Source organism: Paraburkholderia steynii (assembly GCF_900100565.1).
GTDB lineage: Bacteria > Pseudomonadota > Gammaproteobacteria > Burkholderiales > Burkholderiaceae > Paraburkholderia > Paraburkholderia terrae.
The window spans coordinates 742,548-762,136 of record NZ_FNDI01000001.1 but is presented as its reverse complement, the minus strand read 5'-3'; the positions used below and the strand labels follow the sequence as shown (position 1 = coordinate 762,136).

At 62.5% G+C, this 19,589-nt stretch carries 18 protein-coding genes; 14 read left to right on the top strand and 4 right to left on the bottom strand.

Annotated features, from left to right (window positions below; genetic code table 11):
* Positions 1-69: 69 nt before the first annotated feature.
* From BLT65_RS03405 to ompA, 3 genes are all read right to left on the bottom strand, one after another.
* Complete coding sequence (locus tag BLT65_RS03405) at positions 70-783, bottom strand: HAD family hydrolase (RefSeq protein WP_042314500.1); 714 nt, start codon at positions 781-783, stop codon at positions 70-72.
* 16 nt (positions 784-799) lie between these two features.
* Positions 800-1,498, bottom strand: a complete 699-nt coding sequence (gene ubiG / locus BLT65_RS03400; protein ID WP_091774669.1) for a bifunctional 2-polyprenyl-6-hydroxyphenol methylase/3-demethylubiquinol 3-O-methyltransferase UbiG — start codon at positions 1,496-1,498, stop codon at positions 800-802.
* Positions 1,499-1,693: 195 nt separating this feature from the next.
* Entirely contained in the window at positions 1,694-2,344 is a 651-nt protein-coding gene (gene ompA, locus BLT65_RS03395) for an outer membrane protein OmpA (RefSeq protein ID WP_007576432.1), read from the bottom strand.
* Between the two features lie 502 nt (positions 2,345-2,846).
* Here ompA and gyrA point away from each other — a divergent pair.
* From gyrA to BLT65_RS03350, 10 genes are all read left to right on the top strand, one after another.
* Complete coding sequence (gyrA, locus tag BLT65_RS03390) at positions 2,847-5,474, top strand: DNA gyrase subunit A (protein WP_081921369.1); 2,628 nt, start codon at positions 2,847-2,849, stop codon at positions 5,472-5,474.
* Positions 5,475-5,590: 116 nt separating this feature from the next.
* Entirely contained in the window at positions 5,591-6,196 is a 606-nt protein-coding gene (locus BLT65_RS03385; protein ID WP_007576434.1) for a DUF2059 domain-containing protein, read from the top strand.
* A 212-nt stretch (positions 6,197-6,408) separates the two neighbouring features.
* On the top strand, positions 6,409-7,491 hold the full coding sequence (gene serC, locus BLT65_RS03380) for a 3-phosphoserine/phosphohydroxythreonine transaminase (RefSeq protein WP_091774948.1): 1,083 nt from the start codon (positions 6,409-6,411) through the stop codon (positions 7,489-7,491).
* Between the two features lie 72 nt (positions 7,492-7,563).
* Entirely contained in the window at positions 7,564-8,646 is a 1,083-nt protein-coding gene (gene pheA / locus BLT65_RS03375) for a prephenate dehydratase (protein ID WP_007576436.1), read from the top strand.
* A gap of 71 nt (positions 8,647-8,717) precedes the next feature.
* Positions 8,718-9,830 (top strand): histidinol-phosphate transaminase, encoded by a 1,113-nt coding sequence (gene hisC, locus BLT65_RS03370; protein ID WP_091774667.1) that lies wholly within the window; start codon positions 8,718-8,720, stop codon positions 9,828-9,830.
* Positions 9,831-9,881: 51 nt separating this feature from the next.
* Complete coding sequence (locus BLT65_RS47780; RefSeq protein ID WP_167306445.1) at positions 9,882-10,844, top strand: prephenate dehydrogenase; 963 nt, start codon at positions 9,882-9,884, stop codon at positions 10,842-10,844.
* An 18-nt stretch (positions 10,845-10,862) separates the two neighbouring features.
* A complete protein-coding gene (aroA, locus tag BLT65_RS47775) occupies positions 10,863-12,167 on the top strand; it encodes a 3-phosphoshikimate 1-carboxyvinyltransferase (protein ID WP_167306444.1) in 1,305 nt (434 codons plus the stop codon).
* 47 nt (positions 12,168-12,214) lie between these two features.
* Positions 12,215-12,901 (top strand): (d)CMP kinase, encoded by a 687-nt coding sequence (gene cmk, locus BLT65_RS03360; RefSeq protein WP_091774665.1) that lies wholly within the window; start codon positions 12,215-12,217, stop codon positions 12,899-12,901.
* Between the two features lie 150 nt (positions 12,902-13,051).
* A complete protein-coding gene (gene rpsA, locus BLT65_RS03355) occupies positions 13,052-14,782 on the top strand; it encodes a 30S ribosomal protein S1 (RefSeq protein WP_035990054.1) in 1,731 nt (576 codons plus the stop codon).
* A 22-nt stretch (positions 14,783-14,804) separates the two neighbouring features.
* Positions 14,805-15,128, top strand: a complete 324-nt coding sequence (locus BLT65_RS03350; protein ID WP_042314507.1) for an integration host factor subunit beta — start codon at positions 14,805-14,807, stop codon at positions 15,126-15,128.
* 195 nt (positions 15,129-15,323) lie between these two features.
* On the opposite strand, the gene BLT65_RS47120 is transcribed toward BLT65_RS03350, so the two are convergent.
* On the bottom strand, positions 15,324-15,491 hold the full coding sequence (locus tag BLT65_RS47120; protein WP_167306443.1) for a hypothetical protein: 168 nt from the start codon (positions 15,489-15,491) through the stop codon (positions 15,324-15,326).
* Positions 15,492-15,530: 39 nt separating this feature from the next.
* On the opposite strand from BLT65_RS47120, the gene BLT65_RS03345 reads away from it, so the two are divergent.
* The 4 genes from BLT65_RS03345 (at position 15,531) to rfaE1 (ending at position 19,515) form a co-directional block, all read left to right on the top strand.
* On the top strand, positions 15,531-15,824 hold the full coding sequence (locus BLT65_RS03345; protein ID WP_007576449.1) for a LapA family protein: 294 nt from the start codon (positions 15,531-15,533) through the stop codon (positions 15,822-15,824).
* 54 nt (positions 15,825-15,878) lie between these two features.
* Positions 15,879-17,054 carry a lipopolysaccharide assembly protein LapB gene (lapB, locus tag BLT65_RS03340; protein WP_042314508.1) on the top strand — a complete coding sequence of 392 codons (1,176 nt, stop codon included), beginning with the start codon at positions 15,879-15,881 and terminating at the stop codon, positions 17,052-17,054.
* Positions 17,055-17,144: 90 nt separating this feature from the next.
* Entirely contained in the window at positions 17,145-18,557 is a 1,413-nt protein-coding gene (locus BLT65_RS03335; RefSeq protein WP_091774663.1) for a UDP-glucose dehydrogenase family protein, read from the top strand.
* Positions 18,514-19,515 carry a D-glycero-beta-D-manno-heptose-7-phosphate kinase gene (rfaE1, locus tag BLT65_RS03330; protein ID WP_091774662.1) on the top strand — a complete coding sequence of 334 codons (1,002 nt, stop codon included), beginning with the start codon at positions 18,514-18,516 and terminating at the stop codon, positions 19,513-19,515. Before BLT65_RS03335 ends, rfaE1 begins: the two co-directional genes overlap by 44 nt.
* Positions 19,516-19,589 lie beyond the last annotated feature (74 nt).

Here is a 19,589-nt window from a genome sequence, read left to right as displayed (position 1 = left end):
TTTACAGTAGCGGCGCTCGCGAGTCACGGCGAAACGAACGCGCCCTCCCGTACGCAGTGGATGCGTCCATTAACTGATGTCGCGCAGCAGGTTATGCAGTTCGCCCGTCGTCTTGACGACATGCTGGGCGTGCCATTGCGTAGGCGGAATGTCGTTGCCGCAATAACCGTACGCCGCCGCGACCGTCACCATGCCGGCCGCAAAGCCCGCTTGCACGTCGCGCAGATCGTCGCCGACATAGACGATCCGCTCCGGCTGCAGGTCCAGCTCCTTCGCGGCGTGCAGCAGCGGCGCGGGATGGGGCTTCGAATGCGGCGTCGTGTCGCCGCTAACGACGCAGCCCGCACGCGCGCCCAGCCCAAGCTGGGCGACGAGCGGTTCTGTCAGCCGCGCGACCTTGTTCGTCACGATGCCCCAGCGCACGCCGCGCGCGTCGAGGTCATCGAGAATGTCACCAATGCCTGGGAACAGCAGCGTTTCGATGCATAGATCCGCTTCGTAGTTCGCCAGGAACTCGTCGCGCATGGACGCGTAGTCGTGATGGTCCGGGCCAATGCCGAACGCGCCGCCGAGCAGGCCGCGCGCGCCCGCTGACGCGAGCGGGCGCAACTTCTCCAGCGGCACCATATCGAGGCCGCGCTCATGGCGCATCTTGTTGACGGCTGCGGCAAGGTCGGGCGCGGTGTCGGCAAGCGTGCCGTCGAGGTCGAACAGAATGCCCTGGCAAAGACCGATCGATGCTTCGTCGTCTTCGCGCTGTGGCAGGGGCGTGGGATCGCTCATTGAAGTAGGCGCTGGATCAGGCTTCGCGACGGCACGCGAGCATGTAGTTGACGTCGGTATCGTTCGACACGCCGAAATGGCGCGTGAGCGGGTTGTAGGTGATGCCCTTGATTTCGACGGTGTGCAGATCCGCCGCGCGCGCGAAGCCGGCAAGCTCCGAGGGACGGATGAAGCGGGCGTAGTCATGCGTGCCCTTTGGCAGCATGCGCGCGATGTACTCCGCGCCGACCACCGCAAGCAGGTACGACTTCACATTGCGATTGAGCGTCGAAAAGAACACCCAGCCGCCCGGCTTGACGAGCGTCTTGCACGCTTCGACGACCTTCGACGGGTCGGGCACGTGCTCGAGCATTTCCATGCAGGTAACGACATCGAACGACGCAGGTTCGCGGGCCGCCAGCGCCTCCGCAGCGATCTCCTCGTAACTTACCGTTACACCACTTTCAAGGCTGTGAAGATCCGCGACGCCCAGAGCTTCATTGGAAAGGTCGATTCCCTTCACATCGGCGCCCAAAGTCGCCATCGACTCCGACAAAATCCCGCCGCCGCAGCCGATATCGAGCACGCGCTTGCCCGCGAGATGCGCGTGCGAGTCGATCCAGTTGAGACGCACCGGATTCAGTTCGTGCAGCGGTTTGAACTCGGCGTTCGGGTCCCACCAGCGATGCGCGAGATCGCTGAATTTCTGCAGTTCGTGGGGATCGGCATTGGTCATGACGGATGCGGCCTCGAGGGCGGGAAAGCGGGTGGATCGGAGAAACCCTGAGTATATAGGGCTGCGCATGGGGCGGCAAAAAGCGCCCGGTCGCGCTTGTTGGGTGTCGTCTCGTGCGGTGGTTGACGCCGCGCAGACGGAGCATAAAAAAAGCCCCGCCGAAGCGGGGCTTTGGATACTGCGTTTTTTTGCAGCTTACTGCTTCGAAGTACCGACAACTTCGACTTCCACGCGACGATCCGGTGCGAGGCAGGCGATCAGTTGCTTGCGGTTCTTCTGGTTGCAGCCCGTCGTAACCGGGTTGCGCTTGCCCTTGCCTTCCGTGTAGATACGGTTGGCTTCGATGCCCTTGCTGACCAGGTATGCCTTGACAGCTTGAGCACGACGCAGCGACAGACGGTCGTTGTACTTGTCCGAACCGATGCGGTCGGTGTAGCCAGTGGCCACGACGACTTCCAGGTTCAGGCCTTGAATCTTCGATGCGAGATCGTCCAGCTTTTCCTTGCCAGCCGGCTTCAGAATTGCCTTGTCGAAGTCGAACAGCGTGTCAGCTTGATACGTGATCTTCTGGCTGGTGATAGCCGGAGCGACCGGTGCCGGAGGTGCCGGCGGCGTCGGTGCTTGTGCGACCAGTGCGCCATCGCACTTTGCGTTAGCCGTTGCCGGCGTCCAGAACGCGTCGCGCCAGCAAAGCTCATTCGTGCCGTTCATCCACACGTATTCGCCGGTGCCGTTCACCCAGTTGTCGTTGGTGGCTTGTCGCGACGCCGGCACCGACTGTGCCATAGCGGATGCAGCCATAACTGCGGTAGCTGCAATGAACGCGAGCTTTGAAAGTTTATTCATATTTCTCCTCTCGAAATTGAGATTACCGCAGGTTTACTGCGAGCCTGTTGACAAAGACCAGTCATACATTGCTCGAAGTATAACATCGGTGCGGAACAAAAGACGCTGTGCGTAGACTTCGAGCAGTGTCTAACTTTGTGCGTTGGCATTTTGCCATATCGTTCCCTTCCGACGATAAAAAAATCCGCCCCCTATTCATACGCCCGGTCGAATGTGGTGCATGCGCAACAGAAGGTGGCAAGTTCGTCAAGAGCCCGCCGGAGGCCGTTTCGGGCGGCTTGACAGGCAGCATTTTCCGGGCCCGGTCACCACGCTCGCGAGGCGCTTCCAGGTGCCGTTTTCGCGCGTCCCACTAATAGGTATACGCATGTCGCCGGGAGCGGATGCGGCGCATGGTAGAATCGCGTGATGCGCTGCGCTCGCAGATGCATAGGGGTAGGCCCAAGCGGTGAGGTGAAGAACGCGTTTCCCTCATCGTCTTCGCGCGTAAACGATACGGACAATGGATCAATTCGCCAAAGAGACTCTACCAATCTCCCTAGAGGAGGAAATGCGCCGCTCGTATATCGAGTACGCGATGAGCGTGATTGTAGGGCGCGCGCTTCCCGATGTCCGCGATGGTCTGAAGCCGGTTCACCGGCGCGTGCTGTACGCCATGCACGAACTGAACAACGACTGGAACCGGGCGTACAAGAAATCGGCGCGTATCGTCGGCGATGTGATCGGTAAGTACCATCCGCACGGCGACTCGGCTGTATACGACACGATCGTCCGCATGGCGCAGGACTTTTCGCTGCGCTACATGCTCGTCGACGGACAAGGCAATTTCGGGTCAGTCGACGGCGACAACGCCGCGGCGATGCGTTACACCGAAATCCGCATGGCGAAGATCGGCCACGAGCTGCTCGCCGACATCGACAAGGAAACGGTCGACTTCCAGCCGAACTACGACGGCAGCGAAAACGAGCCGACCATTCTGCCCGCGCGCATCCCGAACCTGCTGATCAACGGCTCGTCGGGCATTGCCGTCGGCATGGCGACGAACATTCCGCCGCACAATCTGACCGAAATCGTCGACGCCTGTCATCACCTGCTGAAGAACCCGGAAGCGACGATCGACGAGCTGATCGAGATCGTGCCGGCGCCGGATTTCCCGACGGCCGGCATCATCTACGGTGTCGCCGGCGTGCGCGACGGTTACCGCACGGGGCGCGGGCGCGTCGTGATGCGCGCGACCACGCACTTCGAAGAGATCGATCGCGGCCAGCGCATGGCGATCATCGTCGACGAACTGCCTTATCAGGTGAACAAGCGTTCGCTGCTCGAGCGGATCGCCGAGCTCGTGAATGAGAAAAAGCTGGAAGGCATCTCGGACATTCGCGACGAATCCGACAAGAGCGGCATGCGCGTCGTGATCGAACTGAAGCGCGGCGAAGTGCCTGAGGTCATTCTCAACAATCTGTACAAGGCGACGCAGCTTCAGGACACGTTCGGCATGAACATGGTCGCGCTGGTCGATGGCCAGCCGAAGCTGCTGAACCTGAAGGAAATGCTGTCGCATTTCCTGTCGCACCGTCGCGAAGTGTTGACGCGGCGCACTGTATACGAACTGCGCAAGGCGCGCGAACGTGGCCACGTGCTCGAAGGCCTCGCCGTCGCGCTTGCCAACATCGACGATTTCATCGCGATCATCAAGGCCGCGCCGACGCCGCCCATCGCGAAGCAGGAGTTGATGGACCGCCCGTGGGATTCGTCGATCGTGCGCGAAATGCTGCAGCGCGCGGAGACGGACAATGCTTCGTCGGGCGGCCGCGCCGCGTACCGTCCGGAAGGGCTGAACCCGGCGTATGGCATGCAGGCCGACGGACTCTACCGTCTGTCGGACACGCAGGCGCAGGAAATTCTGCAGATGCGCCTGCAACGCCTGACGGGCCTCGAGCAGGACAAGATCCTCAGCGAGTACCGTGACGTCATGGCGCAGATCGCCGATTTGCTGGATATCCTCGCGCGCCCCGAGCGCATAACTTCGATCATCTTCGACGAACTGGTCTCGATCAAGAGCGAATTTGGTGACGAACGCCGCTCGCGCATCGAGATGAACGCGACCGAACTGAACACGGAAGACCTCATCACACCGCAGGACATGGTCGTGACGATGTCGCACTCCGGTTACGTGAAATCGCAGCCGTTGTCCGAATATCGCGCCCAGAAGCGCGGAGGTCGCGGCAAGCAGGCGACGCAGATGAAGGAAGACGACTGGATCGACACGCTCTTCATCGCGAACACGCATGACCACATCCTGTGCTTCTCGAACCGCGGCCGCGTTTACTGGCTGAAGGTTTACGAAGTGCCGCAAGGGTCGCGCAATTCGCGCGGCCGTCCGATCGTCAACATGTTCCCGCTGCTGGAAGGCGAGAAGATCACGGTCGTGCTGCCCGTCAAGGAATTCTCGGCCGACAAGTTCATCTTCATGGCGACGGCGCTCGGCACGGTCAAGAAGACGCCGCTCGAAGCATTCAGCCGTCCGCTGAAGAAGGGCATCATCGCGGTCGGTCTGGATGACGGTGATTACCTGATCGGCGCGGCGATCACCGACGGCGAGCATGACGTGATGCTGTTCTCGGATTCGGGCAAGGCAGTCCGCTTCGACGAGAACGACGTTCGTCCGATGGGCCGTGAAGCGCGCGGCGTGCGCGGCATGCAGCTCGAAGACGGCCAGCAGGTGATTGCGCTGCTCGTCGCGGGCGATGAACAGGAGTCGGTGCTGACGGCAACGGAGAACGGCTACGGCAAGCGCACCCCGATCACGGAGTACACGCGCCACGGCCGCGGCACAAAGGGCATGATCGCGATCCAGACGTCCGAGCGTAACGGCAAGGTGGTCGCCGCGACGCTGGTCGACGCCGAAGCGCAGATCATGCTGATCACCAATACAGGCGTGCTGATCCGCACGCGTGTGTCGGAAATTCGAGAAATGGGCCGCGCTACGCAAGGTGTTACACTCATCAGCCTTGATGAAGGCACCAAGCTTTCCGGTCTGCAGCAGGTTGCTGAAGCGGAAGCAGACGTGGACGGCGATGCCGACGCGCCTGCGGACGAAGCGGGCGGGGACGAAAGCGAAGCGTCGTGATCCGCAGCGAAGCTTCTCAAGTAATGCGTAAAGCCACGCGGGCATGTTGAGCGCATCGGGCCGATGCGCCGCCTGCGCGGCGAAGCAGTTAGGTTAATTTCTCTTAGGGAGTAGTGATGCAAAAACGTTTCAAGCAGTTGATGGTTCTGGCCGCTTTCGTCCCGACCCTCGCGATGGCGCAAGCGCTGCAAACCCAGCAGCCGGCTCCGGCTGCTCCGGCTGCCGCTGCCCCCGTCGACCCGGCGAAGCAGGCTGCCATCAAGAATCTGCTCGACGCGATCGACGCACAGAAGCTGGTCGGCGCAATCGGCAACAGCGCGCAGATGCAGGCAAAGCAGCTCGTCCCGGCCATCCTGTCGGACGCGCTGTCCGAAAACAAGACGATGACGGACAAGCAAAAGCAGGCTTCCGTCCCGTCGCTGCAGAAGAATGCTGTGCCGAAGCTGGTGGACTCGGCAGGCCAGGTCTTCGCTACGGATTCGTTCAAGCAGGACGCGATGCAAGCTCAGTACGACGCCTACGCGAAGTACTACAGCACGCAGGAAATCAACGATCTGACGGCGTTCTACAAGAGCCCGACGGGCCGCAAGTTCATCCAGGTGCAAGACCAGGTTGGCCGCGACGTTGTGAACGGTCTGATGCAGAAGTACATGCCGCAATCGATCAAGGCAACGCGCGACCAGGCTGACAAGGAAGTCGCTTCCGTCAAGCCGGCGAAGTAAGCAGGTCGAACGAGGCTGAACGGCGTTCGAGGCGCCTGTCACGGGTGGCGTGAGAGGGAGTGCGACAATTCCCTTGAAACGCCGGGGTTTGGCGGGTTTCGAGCGTCAATGCGATAATGGCCGTTTGCGCTTGCGCGCAGACGGCCATTTTCTTTCAGGCGCGGTTTTCGGCTCTTTTCCATGCCGCGTGCCTGCTTCCCAGGGTTCTCACGATGCGCGTCTTCAATTTCTCCGCCGGTCCTGCGGCCATGCCCGAAGAAGTGCTGCGCCAGGCAGCCGACGAAATGCTCGATTGGCGCGGCAGCGGCATGAGCGTGATGGAAATGAGCCATCGCGGCAAAGAGTTCATGGCGATTCATGAAGAGGCGCTGACCGACCTGCGCGAATTGCTGCACGTGCCCGCGAGCCATCAGATTCTCTTCCTGCAAGGCGGCGGGCTCGGCGAAAACGCAATCGTGCCGATGAACCTGATGGGCCGCAAGGCGCGCGCGGACTTCGTCGTGACGGGCTCCTGGTCGCAGAAATCGTTCAAGGAAGCGCAGAAGTACGGCGCGGCGCACATTGCCGCAAGCGGTGAAACGGTCGACGGTTTCACGCGCGCTCCGGCGCGCGCCGAGTGGAACCTGTCCGACGATCCCGCCTACGTGCATCTATGCACGAACGAAACGATCCACGGCGTCGAGACCTTCGAGATCCCCGATCTCGGCGACATTCCGCTCGTCGCCGACGCGTCGTCGCACATCCTGTCGCGCCCGATGGACATCGCCAAATATGGCGTGCTGTTTGGTGGCGCGCAGAAGAATATCGGCATGGCGGGCGTGACTGTCGTGATCGTGCGCGAGGATCTGCTCGACCGTTCGATGGCCGTGTGTCCGTCGGCATTCGAATGGAAGACCGTCGCGCTGAACAATTCGATGTACAACACGCCGCCCACGTACGCGATCTACATCGCCGGGCTGGTGTTCAAGTGGTTGAAGAAGCAGGGTGGGTTGACGGCGATCGAGGCACGCAACGTCGAGAAGGCGAAGCTGCTGTACGACACCATCGATTCATCGAGCTTCTATCTGAACAAGGTGGAGCGCAACGCGCGGTCGCGGATGAACGTACCGTTCTTCCTCGCCGACGAGTCGCGCAATGAAGATTTCCTGGCCGGCGCGAAAGCGCGCGGGCTGGTGCAGCTGAAGGGCCACAAGTCCGTCGGCGGCATGCGGGCGTCGATTTACAACGCGGTGCCGCTCGAAGGCGTCAAAGCGCTTGTCGAGTACATGAGGGAATTCGAACAGCGCAGCGCGTGATCCTTCCGGTCGCTGCGCGCGCATCCTCTCCGAACTGGCCCTATACAGGACTCGAAGCGGTCCTTTAGAAGCATGGACGACGAACTCAATTCTCAACTCAAACCGCTGCGCGAACGCATCGACGCGATCGACGCGCAGCTCATCGCGCTGCTGAATCAGCGCGCGGCGGTCGCACTCGAAGTCGGCGAGGTCAAGAAGCACTTCAACGCGCCCGTGTTTCGTCCGGAGCGCGAGCAGCAGGTGATCGCGCGTCTGCAGGACATGAGCGCAGGCCCGCTCGCCGGCGAACACATCAGCGCGATCTGGCGCGAAATCATGGCCGCGAGCCGCGCGCTCGAAAAGAACATCACGGCCGCGTACCTTGGGCCAGCCGGCACGTATAGCGAACAGGCCATGCACGAGTACTTCGGTCAGTCGATCGAAGGGCTGCCTTGTTCGTCGATCGACGAAGTGTTTCGCTCAGTCGAAGCGGGTGGCGCGGAATTCGGCGTCGTGCCCATCGAAAACTCGACGGAAGGCGCGGTGTCGCGCACGCTCGATCTGCTGCTGCAAACGCAACTGCTGATTGGCGGCGAACTCGCGTTGCCGATCCATCACAATCTGCTCACGCTCAACGGCGGGCTGGCCGGTGTGACGCGCGTGTGCGCGCATGCGCAGGCGCTTGCACAGTGCCAGCGCTGGCTGGCCACGCACGCGCCGCATGTCGAGCGCCAGGCTGTGTCGAGCAATGCCGAAGCCGCGCGCATGGCGGCGGAAGATCCGACCATCGCGGCCATCGCGGGCGACCGCGCGGCAACGCAATACGGTCTTCAAGTCGCTTACGCGCTGATCCAGGACGACCCGCACAACCGCACGCGCTTTGTGATGATCGGCAAGCAGCCGACGGGCGCAAGCGGCTACGACAAGACGTCGCTGATCGTGTCCGTCGCGAACGAGCCGGGCGCGATGTTCAAGCTGCTCGAACCGCTCGCGCGCCACGGCGTGTCGATGACGCGTTTCGAGTCGCGTCCGGCTCGCGTCGGCACGTGGGAGTATTACTTCTACATCGACGTCGAAGGCCATCGCGACGACGCGTCCGTTACAGCCGCGCTCGCCGATCTAGGCCAGAAAGCAGACTTCCTGAAGATTCTCGGCTCGTATCCGCGGGCCCGCTGATACGTCCGACATCTCGTTTCGCAAACATTTCGCAACCAATAAGCAAGTCCAGGAATTATCCGGAGATACACATGACAACGTCTTTCGGTCCGTCCTACGTTCGCGCGATCGCGCCTTATGTGGCTGGCAAGCCGATTTCGGAAGTCGCGCGCGAATTTGGGCTGGACGAAGCGCGTATCGTGAAGCTCGCATCGAACGAGAATCCGCTCGGCATGCCGGAGTCCGCGAAAACGGCGATGGCGCAGGCGGCGAGTGAACTCGGCCGCTATCCGGACGCGAACGCGTTCGAACTGAAGGCCGCGCTTTCGGCGCAATACGACGTGCCCGCCGACTGGATCACGCTCGGCAACGGCAGCAACGACATTCTCGAACTGGCCGCGCATGCGTTCGTCGAGAAAAACCAGTCGGTTGTCTACGCGCAATACTCGTTCGCCGTATACGCGCTGGCGACGCAAGGCCTCGGCGCGCGCGCGATCGTCGTGCCCGCCGTGAAGTACGGCCACGATCTCGACGCGATGCTCGCCGCGATCAGCGACGACACGCGCCTCGTTTTCGTCGCGAACCCGAACAATCCGACGGGCACGTTCATCGACGGCGCGACGATCGAAGCCTTCCTGTCGAAGGTGCCGCGCCACGTCGCCGTGGTGCTCGACGAGGCGTACACGGAATATCTGAGCGCGGACAAGCGCTATGACTCGATCGCGTGGGTGCGCCGCTATCCGAACCTGCTGGTGTCGCGCACGTTCTCGAAGGCGTTCGGCCTCGCCGGTCTGCGTGTCGGCTTTGCCATCGCGCAGCCGGAACTCACCGATCTGATGAACCGTCTGCGTCAGCCGTTCAATGTGAACACGCTCGCGCAAGCGGCCGCGATCGCCGCGCTGAACGACAAGCCGTTCCTGCAAAAGAGCGCCGAATTGAATGCGCAAGGCTATCTCCGCCTGACGCAAGCGTTCGACAAGCTCGGTCTCGAATACGTGCCGTCGCACGGCAACTTCGTGCTGGTGCGCGTCGGTAACGACGACGGCGCGGGTAACCGCGTGAATCTCGAACTGCTGAAGCAGGGCGTGATCGTGCGGCCGGTGGGCAGCTACGGCCTGCCGCAGTGGCTGCGCGTGACGATCGGCCTGCCGGAAGAAAACGAGGCGTTCATCGCGGCGCTCGGAAAGACGCTGGCGACGGCCTGAGCGTTTCAATGCAATCCACGCGCCTCGAAAATAGCGAGGCGCGTTTTTTCTGTGACTGACGTGGCAGCGTTCTCTTTCGACAAACTGGTGATTTTCGGCGTCGGGCTGATCGGCGGATCGCTTGCGCGCGCGCTGCGCGAACGCGGCGACGTGGGCGGCGAGCGGCGGGTGATTGGCGTGGGACGGTCGGCTGCATCGACGGAGCGCGCGCTCGAGCTGGGCGTGATCGACGCGAGCGCCTCGCTCGCCGACGACGCTGCGCTGCGCGCTGCGCTGAAAGGCGCCGACGTAGTGCTGCTCGCGGCACCCGTCGCGCAGACGCAGCCCTTGCTGGAACGCATTGCGCCGTTTCTCGACCCGTCGACGATCGTCACCGACGCTGGCAGCACGAAGTCGGACGTCGTTGCTGCGGCGCGCGCGGCGCTGGGCGAGCGCATCGGCCAGTTCGTGCCCGGTCATCCGATCGCGGGCCGGGAATCGAGCGGCGTCGACGCCGCGTTGCCCGATCTGTACGTGAACCGCAACGTCGTGTTGTGTGCGTTGCCGGAGAACCAGCAGGCTTGCGTCGACCGTATTGCCGCGATGTGGCGCGCCACGGGCGCCAGCGTACACGCGATGCCGGCGGATCAGCATGACCGCGTGTTCGCGTCAGTCAGCCATTTGCCGCACGTGTTGTCGTTCGCGCTCGTTGAGCAAATTCTCAATTCATCCGATGCCGCGCTGAAGTTCTCCTTCGCGGCGGGCGGTTTCCGCGACTTCACGCGGATTGCCGCGTCGAGCCCGGAAATGTGGCGCGACGTCTGCGTGGCGAACCGCTCGGCGCTGCTCGATGAGATCGACGGCTACACGGCGGTGCTGGCGCGTCTACGCAGCGCGATCGAAGCCGGCGACGGCGCGACGCTCGAAGCCGTGTTCGCCCGCTCGCGCGCGGCGCGCAGCGAATGGCAGGAACGCGCAACGCCAACGCAAAAAGCGTCGCCCGAACGCTCAGCAACCGACGACGCGTCGAAATAACTGGACACTGGAATTCACATGGAACATCTCGATCTCGGACCATTTTCCCGTGCGTCCGGCACCGTCCGTCTGCCCGGCTCGAAGAGCATCTCGAACCGTGTGCTGCTGCTCGCGGCTTTGTCCGAGGGCGAGACGACGATCACCAATCTGCTCGATTCCGACGACACGCGCGTGATGCTCGACGCGCTCGAAAAGCTCGGCGTGAAGGTCAAGCGTGACGGTGACACCTGCGTCGTGACGGGCACGCGCGGTGCGCTCCCCGCGGCGCGCGCGGATCTGTTCCTCGGCAACGCGGGCACGGCGGTTCGGCCGCTGACGGCTGCGCTTGCCGTGAACGGCGGCGACTACCGGATTCACGGCGTGCCGCGCATGCACGAACGGCCAATCGGCGATCTGGTCGACGGGCTGCGGCAGATCGGCGCGAAGATCGATTACGAAGAGAACGAAGGCTTTCCGCCGCTGCGCATCCGTCCCGCGCAGATTTCCTTCGATGCACCCATCCGTGTGCGCGGCGACGTGTCGAGCCAGTTCCTGACGGCGCTCCTGATGACGCTGCCGCTCGTGAAAACGGAAAGCGGCGAGACGATCGTCGAAGTGGCGGGTGAGCTGATCTCGAAGCCGTATATCGAGATCACGATCGCGCTGATGGCGCGCTTTGGTATCAAGGTCGAGCGGCTCGGCTGGGAGCGCTTCACGATTCCGAACGGCGTGCGTTACCAGTCGCCGGGCAAGATCATGGTCGAAGGCGACGCGTCGTCGGCCTCGTATTTCCTCGCGGCTGGCGCGCTGGGCGGCGGACCGCTGCGCGTCGAAGGCGTGGGACGCGCGAGCATCCAGGGCGATGTCGGTTTCGCGACGGCGCTAATGAAGATGGGCGCGAACGTCACGATGGGCGACGACTGGATCGAAGTGCGCGGCGTCGGCAACGACCACGGCAAGCTCGATCCCATCGACATGGACTTCAACCTGATTCCCGACGCAGCGATGACGATCGCCGTCGCCGCGCTGTTCGCCGACGGCACGTCGACGCTGCGCAACATCGCGAGCTGGCGGGTGAAGGAAACCGACCGCATCGCCGCGATGGCGACCGAGCTGCGCAAAGTGGGCGCCAAGGTGCAGGAGGGTGACGATTTCCTCGTCGTCACGCCACCTGAAAAGCTGACGCCGAACGCCGCAATCGACACTTACGACGATCACCGCATGGCGATGTGCTTCTCGCTGGTGAGCCTCGGCGGCGTGCCCGTGCGGATCAACGACCCGAAATGCGTCGGCAAGACGTTCCCCGACTATTTCGAGCGCTTCCTCGCGCTCGCCCAACCCTGACCCGTCTTGACAACATTCGCTGCCTGTTCCCACGGGCGACTTTCTCGATGAAACCGACCCGTCCCTTTCACCAGACGCCCGTCATCACGATCGACGGCCCGACCGCATCCGGCAAAGGCACCGTGGCCGCCGTGGTGGCCGCCGAACTCGGCTTCCACCTGCTGGACAGCGGCGCGCTGTACCGGCTCGCCGCGCTCGCCAGCGTGCGCTACGACATCGCCGCCGACGACGCCGACGCCCTTGCAAACCTGATCGGCGAGCTCCATATCACCTTCCGCGAGGGCATTGCGCAGCTGGACGGCGTCGACGTATCGACCGACATCCGCGCTGAGAAAGTCGGCAACCGGGCGTCGGCAATCGCCGTTCATGCGCCCGTTAGAGCCGCTCTGGTGGCCCGTCAGCGGGCCTTTCGCAAGCAGCCGGGCCTGGTCGCAGACGGCCGCGACATGGGCACGGTGATCTTTCCGGACGCCGTTCTGAAGGTGTTTTTGACGGCCAGCGTCGAGGCTCGCGCGGCCCGTCGGCATAAGCAATTGATCCAAAAAGGATTTTCTGCTAATATGGATGACTTGCTCCGGGATTTGCGTGAACGCGACGAGCGCGACAGCAAGCGCACAGCCGCGCCGCTCAAGCCCGCAGCGGATGCACAGCTCCTCGATACCTCGGCATTGTCGATCGACCAGGCGGTCGAGCAGGTGACGCAGTGGTACAAGGCGCTGGTTCCGCAAAGCTGACCGCGGAATCTTGCATCGAAGTGTTTTTTTGTTGTTGTGTAGGTGCCTCGTGAGCAACACGAAGCGATCGTTTAACCCTTAACCCCGTATGGCTTTCGCTCCTTTGCCGTAGTGATGAACCGTGATGGTTCACCTGACGCTGCGAAAACCATGCAAATTCAGATTTTTATGTCCGACCTGCAAACCTCTACCCCGAATACCGAATCTTTTGCGGCTCTGTTCGAAGAGTCGCTGACCAAGCAAGACATGCGCGCTGGCGAAGTGATCTCCGCCGAAGTCGTGCGTGTAGACCACAACTTCGTGGTCGTCAACGCTGGTCTCAAGTCCGAAGCCTACATCCCGCTCGAAGAGTTCCTGAATGACGCGGGCGAGGTAGAAGTGCAGGCGGGCGACTTCGTTTCCGTCGCGATCGACGCGCTGGAAAACGGCTACGGCGACACCATCCTGTCGCGCGACAAGGCGAAGCGTCTGGCTTCGTGGCTGTCGCTGGAAAAGGCCCTCGACAACAACGAACTCGTGACGGGCACCATCACGGGCAAGGTCAAGGGCGGCATGACCGTCATGGTCAACGGCATTCGCGCATTCCTGCCGGGCTCGCTGGTCGACACGCGCCCTGTCAAGGATACGACGCCGTACGAAGGCAAGACGCTGGAATTCCGCGTCATCAAGCTGGACCGCAAGCGTAACAACGTGGTGCTGTCGCGCCGCGCTGTGATTGAAGCGACGCAAGGCGAAGAGCGCGCAAAGCTGCTCGAGACGCTGAAGGAAGGCGCGATCGTCGAAGGCGTGGTCAAGAACATCACCGACTACGGCGCGTTCGTGGATCTGGGCGGCATCGACGGCCTGCTGCACATCACCGACATCGCATGGCGTCGCGTGCGTCACCCGTCGGAAGTTCTGTCGGTTGGCCAGGAAGTCACGGCAAAGATCCTCAAGTTCGATCAAGAGAAGAACCGCGTTTCGCTCGGTATCAAGCAACTGGGCGACGATCCGTGGGAAGGCATTTCGCGCCGTTACCCGTCGGGCACGCGCCTGTTCGGCAAGGTCACGAACATCACCGACTACGGCGCATTCGTTGAAGTCGAGTCGGGCATCGAAGGCCTGGTTCACGTGTCGGAAATGGACTGGACGAACAAGAACGTTGCACCGTCGAAGGTTGTTCAGCTCGGCGACGAAGTCGAAGTCATGGTTCTCGAAATCGACGAAGACCGCCGCCGTATCAGCCTAGGCATGAAGCAATGCAAGCCGAACCCGTGGGACGACTTCAGCCGCAACTTCAAGAAGGGCGACAAGCTGCAAGGCGCAATCAAGTCGATCACCGACTTCGGCGTCTTCATCGGTCTGCCTGGCGGCATCGACGGTCTGGTTCACCTGTCGGACCTGTCGTGGAGCGAAACGGGCGAAGAAGCTGTCCGCAAGTACAAGAAGGGCGACGAAGTGGAAGCGATCGTTCTCGGCATCGACGTCGAGAAGGAACGTATTTCGCTGGGTATCAAGCAGCTCGAAGGCGACCCGTTCAGCAACTTCGTTGCAATGAACGACAAGGGTTCGATCGTTGACGGCGTGGTCAAGACGGTTGACGCGAAGGGTGCAGTGGTTCAGCTGACGGCTGACGTCGAAGGCTACCTGCGCGCTTCGGAAATCGCACAAGACCGCGTGGAAGACGCTCGCAATGTGCTGAAGGAAGGCGACAAGGTCAATGCGATGATCATCAACATCGACCGCAAGTCGCGTGGCATCAACCTGTCGATCAAGGCCAAGGATTCGGCTGAGCAACAGGAAGCGATTCGCGGCCTGGCAGCTGACACCAGCTCGGCAGCCAGCGGCACGACGAACCTGGGCGCGCTGCTGAAGGCCAAGCTCGACGGCCAGAACCAGTAAGCCTTAAGGGGTCTGCTGCAGTATGACCAAATCAGAATTGGTCGCCCAGCTGGCTACGCGATTTCCGCAACTTGTCCTCAAGGATGCGGATTTCGCGGTGAAGACGATGCTCGATGCGATGTCGGACGCTCTGGCGAACGGCCATCGCATCGAAATTCGCGGCTTCGGCAGCTTTGGCCTGAACCGCCGTCCATCCCGCGTCGGGCGCAACCCGAAGTCGGGCGAAAAGGTGTTGGTGCCGGAGAAATTCGTGCCGCACTTCAAGCCTGGCAAGGAATTGCGTGAGCGCGTCGATCGTCGTGCGGGCGAGCCTTTGAAAGCTGAATCCGCGGACGACGATCTTTAAGCTGGCTCTGTGTTGTATTCGCAGTCCAGGTCGAAGCTCGCCGTGGCTACGTCAGTCAGACGGCATTGACCAGAAAAAGCGCCTTAGGGCGCTTTTTTTTCGTCCGTTGCCGGGACCTTGGACGCTGCAACTGAGCGTACGAGGACATAGTTGACACTTCCCCCGGCCGCGCTCGAATCAGCCTTGTGCGTTCCATCAATGCGCGCAAGGCAACGCATTAACCCGTCGATTGCGCTCCATTTTCAAGCGGATAAACGACAGTAAGGCATCGTGATCCGCACGGCTGTGCCAGTCGACATAGGCTTCATTTACAATACGGGTCACTTCGGCGCGGGCAAACACCGTGGCGCGACGCGTCATCAAGCCGGCGTCATCCCGCAACCGCCGTCAAGAGATCAATACATGAAATTTATCGTCTGGCTGATTCGCGTGCTGGTGTTCGTGCTGCTGCTGGTGCTTGCACTGTCCAATACGCAAAGCGCTACGCTGAATTTCCTAGCCGGGTATTCGTGGCAGGCGCCGTTGATTCTGATCGGCCTCGCGTTCTTCGTCGTGGGTCTGCTGGCCGGTCTGGTGTCGTCGCTGCCGGCGATGTTCCGGCTGCGGATGGAAAACGGCCGGCTCAAGCGCGAACTGCGCGTGGCGCGCGAAACGCCCGCTGTCGTCGAAGAGCCGCCTATGCCGCCGCTCATCTAGCCCTTTCACGCCGCGCGCCACTCGCGCGGCCTCTTTCGCACTCCGCACATTCGCATGGATCTAGACCTCTGGTGGCTGCTCGTCATACCCGTCGCGTTCGCGTTCGGCTGGGTGGCTGCGCGTTACGACCTCAAGGCGCTGTTGTCCGAAAGCGCCAACCTGCCGCGTTCTTATTTTCGCGGACTAAACTTTCTGTTGAACGAGCAGCCCGACCAGGCCATCGACGCCTTCATCGAAGTCGTCAAGCTCGATCCGGAAACGATTGAGCTGCACTTTGCGCTCGGCAACCTGTTCCGCCGCCGCGGTGAAACGGATCGCGCAATCCGCGTGCATCAGAACCTGCTGAGCCGCGCGGACTTGCCTGTCAACGAGCGCGATCACGCGTTGTACGAACTCGGGCAGGACTTCCTGAAGGCGGGCCTGCTGGACCGCGCGGAAGAGACGTTCAAGGCGCTGCAATCGGGCGACTACGCACTCGGCGCGCAGCGCTCACTGCTCACGATCTATCAGATCGAGAAGGACTGGAACAAGTCGATCGACACCGCGCGCCGGCTTGAAACGATGGGCGCCGCATCGCTCGATAAAGAAATCGGCCACTTCCATTGCGAACTTGCACAGGAAGCGCTGCAGCAGAAGAAGCCGGACGAAGCCCGCCGTCAGCTGGATCTCGCATTGAAGGCGTATCCGCAGAACGTGCGCGCGACGATCCTGTTCGGCGACGTCGACGCAGCGGCCGGCGAGCACGAAAAGGCGATCGCGCAGTGGCTGCACGTGGAGCAACAGAATGCGGCGTATCTGCCGCTCGTCGCTGAAAAGCTGATGAAGGCCTACGAAGCGCTTGGCCGTCAGGAAGCGGGCGCCGACCTGCTGACGTCGTGGGTGGACCGTTATCCGTCGAACGATCTGCTCGACGTCGCGTATCAGCACGTGTCGGCGCTGCGCGGTCCCGAAGCGGCGCACGCACTCGCGCGCACGCAGATGCAGAAGTCACCGAATCTCGCCGGCATGACGCGCCTGCTCGAAGCGCAGCAGGCGGTGGCCGAAGAACCGCGCCGCAGCGAACTGGAGCTGATGCGCACGCTGATCCGTCAGCGCACCAAAAATCTGCCACGGTACACGTGCCAGAATTGCGGCTTCCGGGCGCGCCTGTTCTATTGGCAGTGTCCGGGCTGCAGCGGTTGGGAAAGCTACGCGCCGCGCCGCGTCGAGCCGATCACGGCGTCGAGCTGAGGTCAGGCATCCGCATGAACGCAGGCAGCAAAGCCGTCACGCAGCATCGAAACGCCGAACATTGAACCGGCACCATCTACCGGGAAGCGTATGAAAATCACCATTATCGGCACGGGTTACGTAGGTCTCGTCACGGGCGCGTGTCTTGCCGAAGTCGGCAACGACGTTTTCTGTCTGGACGTCGATCCGCGCAAGATCGACATTCTCAACAACGGCGGCATGCCGATCCACGAGCCGGGCCTGCGGGAGATCATCGCGCGTTCGCGCGCGGCGGGGCGCATCACGTTTTCGACCGATGTCGAAGCGAGTGTCGCGCACGGTGAAATCCAGTTCATCGCCGTTGGCACGCCGCCCGACGAAGACGGTTCCGCCGACCTGCAATACGTGCTCGAAGCGGCCCGCAACATCGGCCGCACGATGAACGGCTTCAAGGTGATCGTCGACAAGTCGACGGTGCCCGTCGGCACCGCGCAGCGCGTGCGCGCGGTGATCGCGGAAGAACTGGAGAAGCGCGGTCTCGCGGATAGCGCGCAGCATCGCTTTTCGATCGTGTCGAATCCGGAGTTCCTGAAGGAAGGCGCAGCTGTCGACGACTTCATGCGTCCCGATCGCATCGTCGTCGGCGTCGACAATGACGAAGACGGCGACAAGGCGCGCGAGAAGATCCGCCGCCTGTACGCGCCGTTCAACCGCAATCACGAACGCACGCTTTACATGGACGTGCGCTCGGCCGAATTCACGAAATACGCGGCTAACGCGATGCTTGCCACGCGCATCTCGTTTATGAACGAGATGGCGAATCTGGCCGATACGGTCGGTGCGGACATCGAAGCCGTGCGCCGCGGGATCGGCTCGGACCCGCGCATCGGCTATCACTTCCTGTACGCGGGCGTCGGTTACGGCGGCTCGTGCTTTCCGAAGGACGTGCAGGCGCTGATCCGCACGGGCAGCGAGATGGGCCACAACCTGCGCATTCTCGAAGCCGTCGAAGAAGTGAACCACGAGCAGAAGGAAGTGCTGGTGCGCAAGATCACGGACGCGCTCGGCGACGATCTCAGCAGCCGCACGTTCGCTGTGTGGGGTCTGTCGTTCAAGCCAAACACCGACGACATGCGCGAGGCGCCCAGCCGCCGCGTGATCGCGCAACTGCTCGCGCGCGGCGCGACGGTGCGCGCGTACGATCCTGTCGCGACGTCGGAGGCAAAGCGCGTGTTCGCACTCGATCTGGCCAGCGCGCCCGACCACCAGGCGCGCCTGCACTTCACGAGCACGCAGGACGAGACGCTCGCGGGTGCCGATGCGCTCGTCATCGTGACCGAATGGAAGGAATTCAAGAGCCCGGACTTCACCCATCTGAAGGCCGAGCTGAAAACGCCGTTGATTTTCGACGGCCGCAATCTGTATGAGCCCGAGGCGATGTCCGAACTCGGCATCGACTATCACTCGATTGGACGTCCGTATGCACGACCCGCTGAACATTCATCTGACTCCGACCGTGCCTGAAGGCGCGACGCTCGCGCCCGAAGTGGGCGTCATCGCGCGCGAGCGGCTGGCGGCGGCCCGTGTGCTGGTCGTCGGCGACGTGATGCTGGACCGTTACTGGTTCGGCGACGTCAATCGCATTTCACCGGAAGCGCCCGTGCCCGTCGTGCTGGTGCAAAAGCAGGAAGACCGGCTGGGTGGCGCGGCGAACGTCGCGCGCAACGCTGCGGCGCTCGGCGCGCAGGCGGGCTTGCTATGCGTCGTCGGACACGACGAGCCGGGCGAGCGCGTCGTGCAACTGCTCGGCGATAGCGGCGTCGCGCCGTATCTCGAGCGCGACCCGGAACTACCGACGACGATCAAGCTGCGCGTGCTGTCGCGTCAGCAACAGCTGCTGCGCGTCGACTTCGAAAAAGCGCCCGCGCACGAAGCGCTGCTCGCGGGCCTCGCGCGTTACGACTCGCTATTGCCGACCCATGACGTTATCCTGATGTCGGACTACGCGAAGGGCGGCCTCACGCACGTCACGCAGATGATCGCGAAGGCGCGCGCGGCGGGCAAGCCGGTGCTGGTCGATCCGAAGGGCGACGACTGGGAGCGCTATCGCGGCGCGACGCTGATCACGCCGAACCGCGCGGAATTGCGCGAAGTGGTCGGGCAGTGGAAATCCGAAGCCGATTTGCACGCGCGCGTGGCGAAGCTGCGCGCCGAGCTCGACCTGAAAGCGCTGCTTCTCACGCGCTCGGAAGAGGGCATGACGCTCTTCTCCGACGAGGGCGTGCTGCACGCGGCGGCTGTAGCTCGCGAAGTGTATGATGTGTCCGGCGCAGGCGACACCGTGATCGCGACGCTCGCCGTGATGCTCGGCGCGGGCCTGCCGCTCGACGAAGCCGTGTCGCTCGCGAATCGCGCAGCGGGAATCGTGGTCGCCAAGCTCGGCACGGCCACCGTCGACTACGACGAACTCTTTCATCATTGATGCCGCGCGCGCCAGCTTGATCGCGCGGCGCGCGGTTCATCTCCGCATCCGTTGACTCTCTTCACAGCAGGACG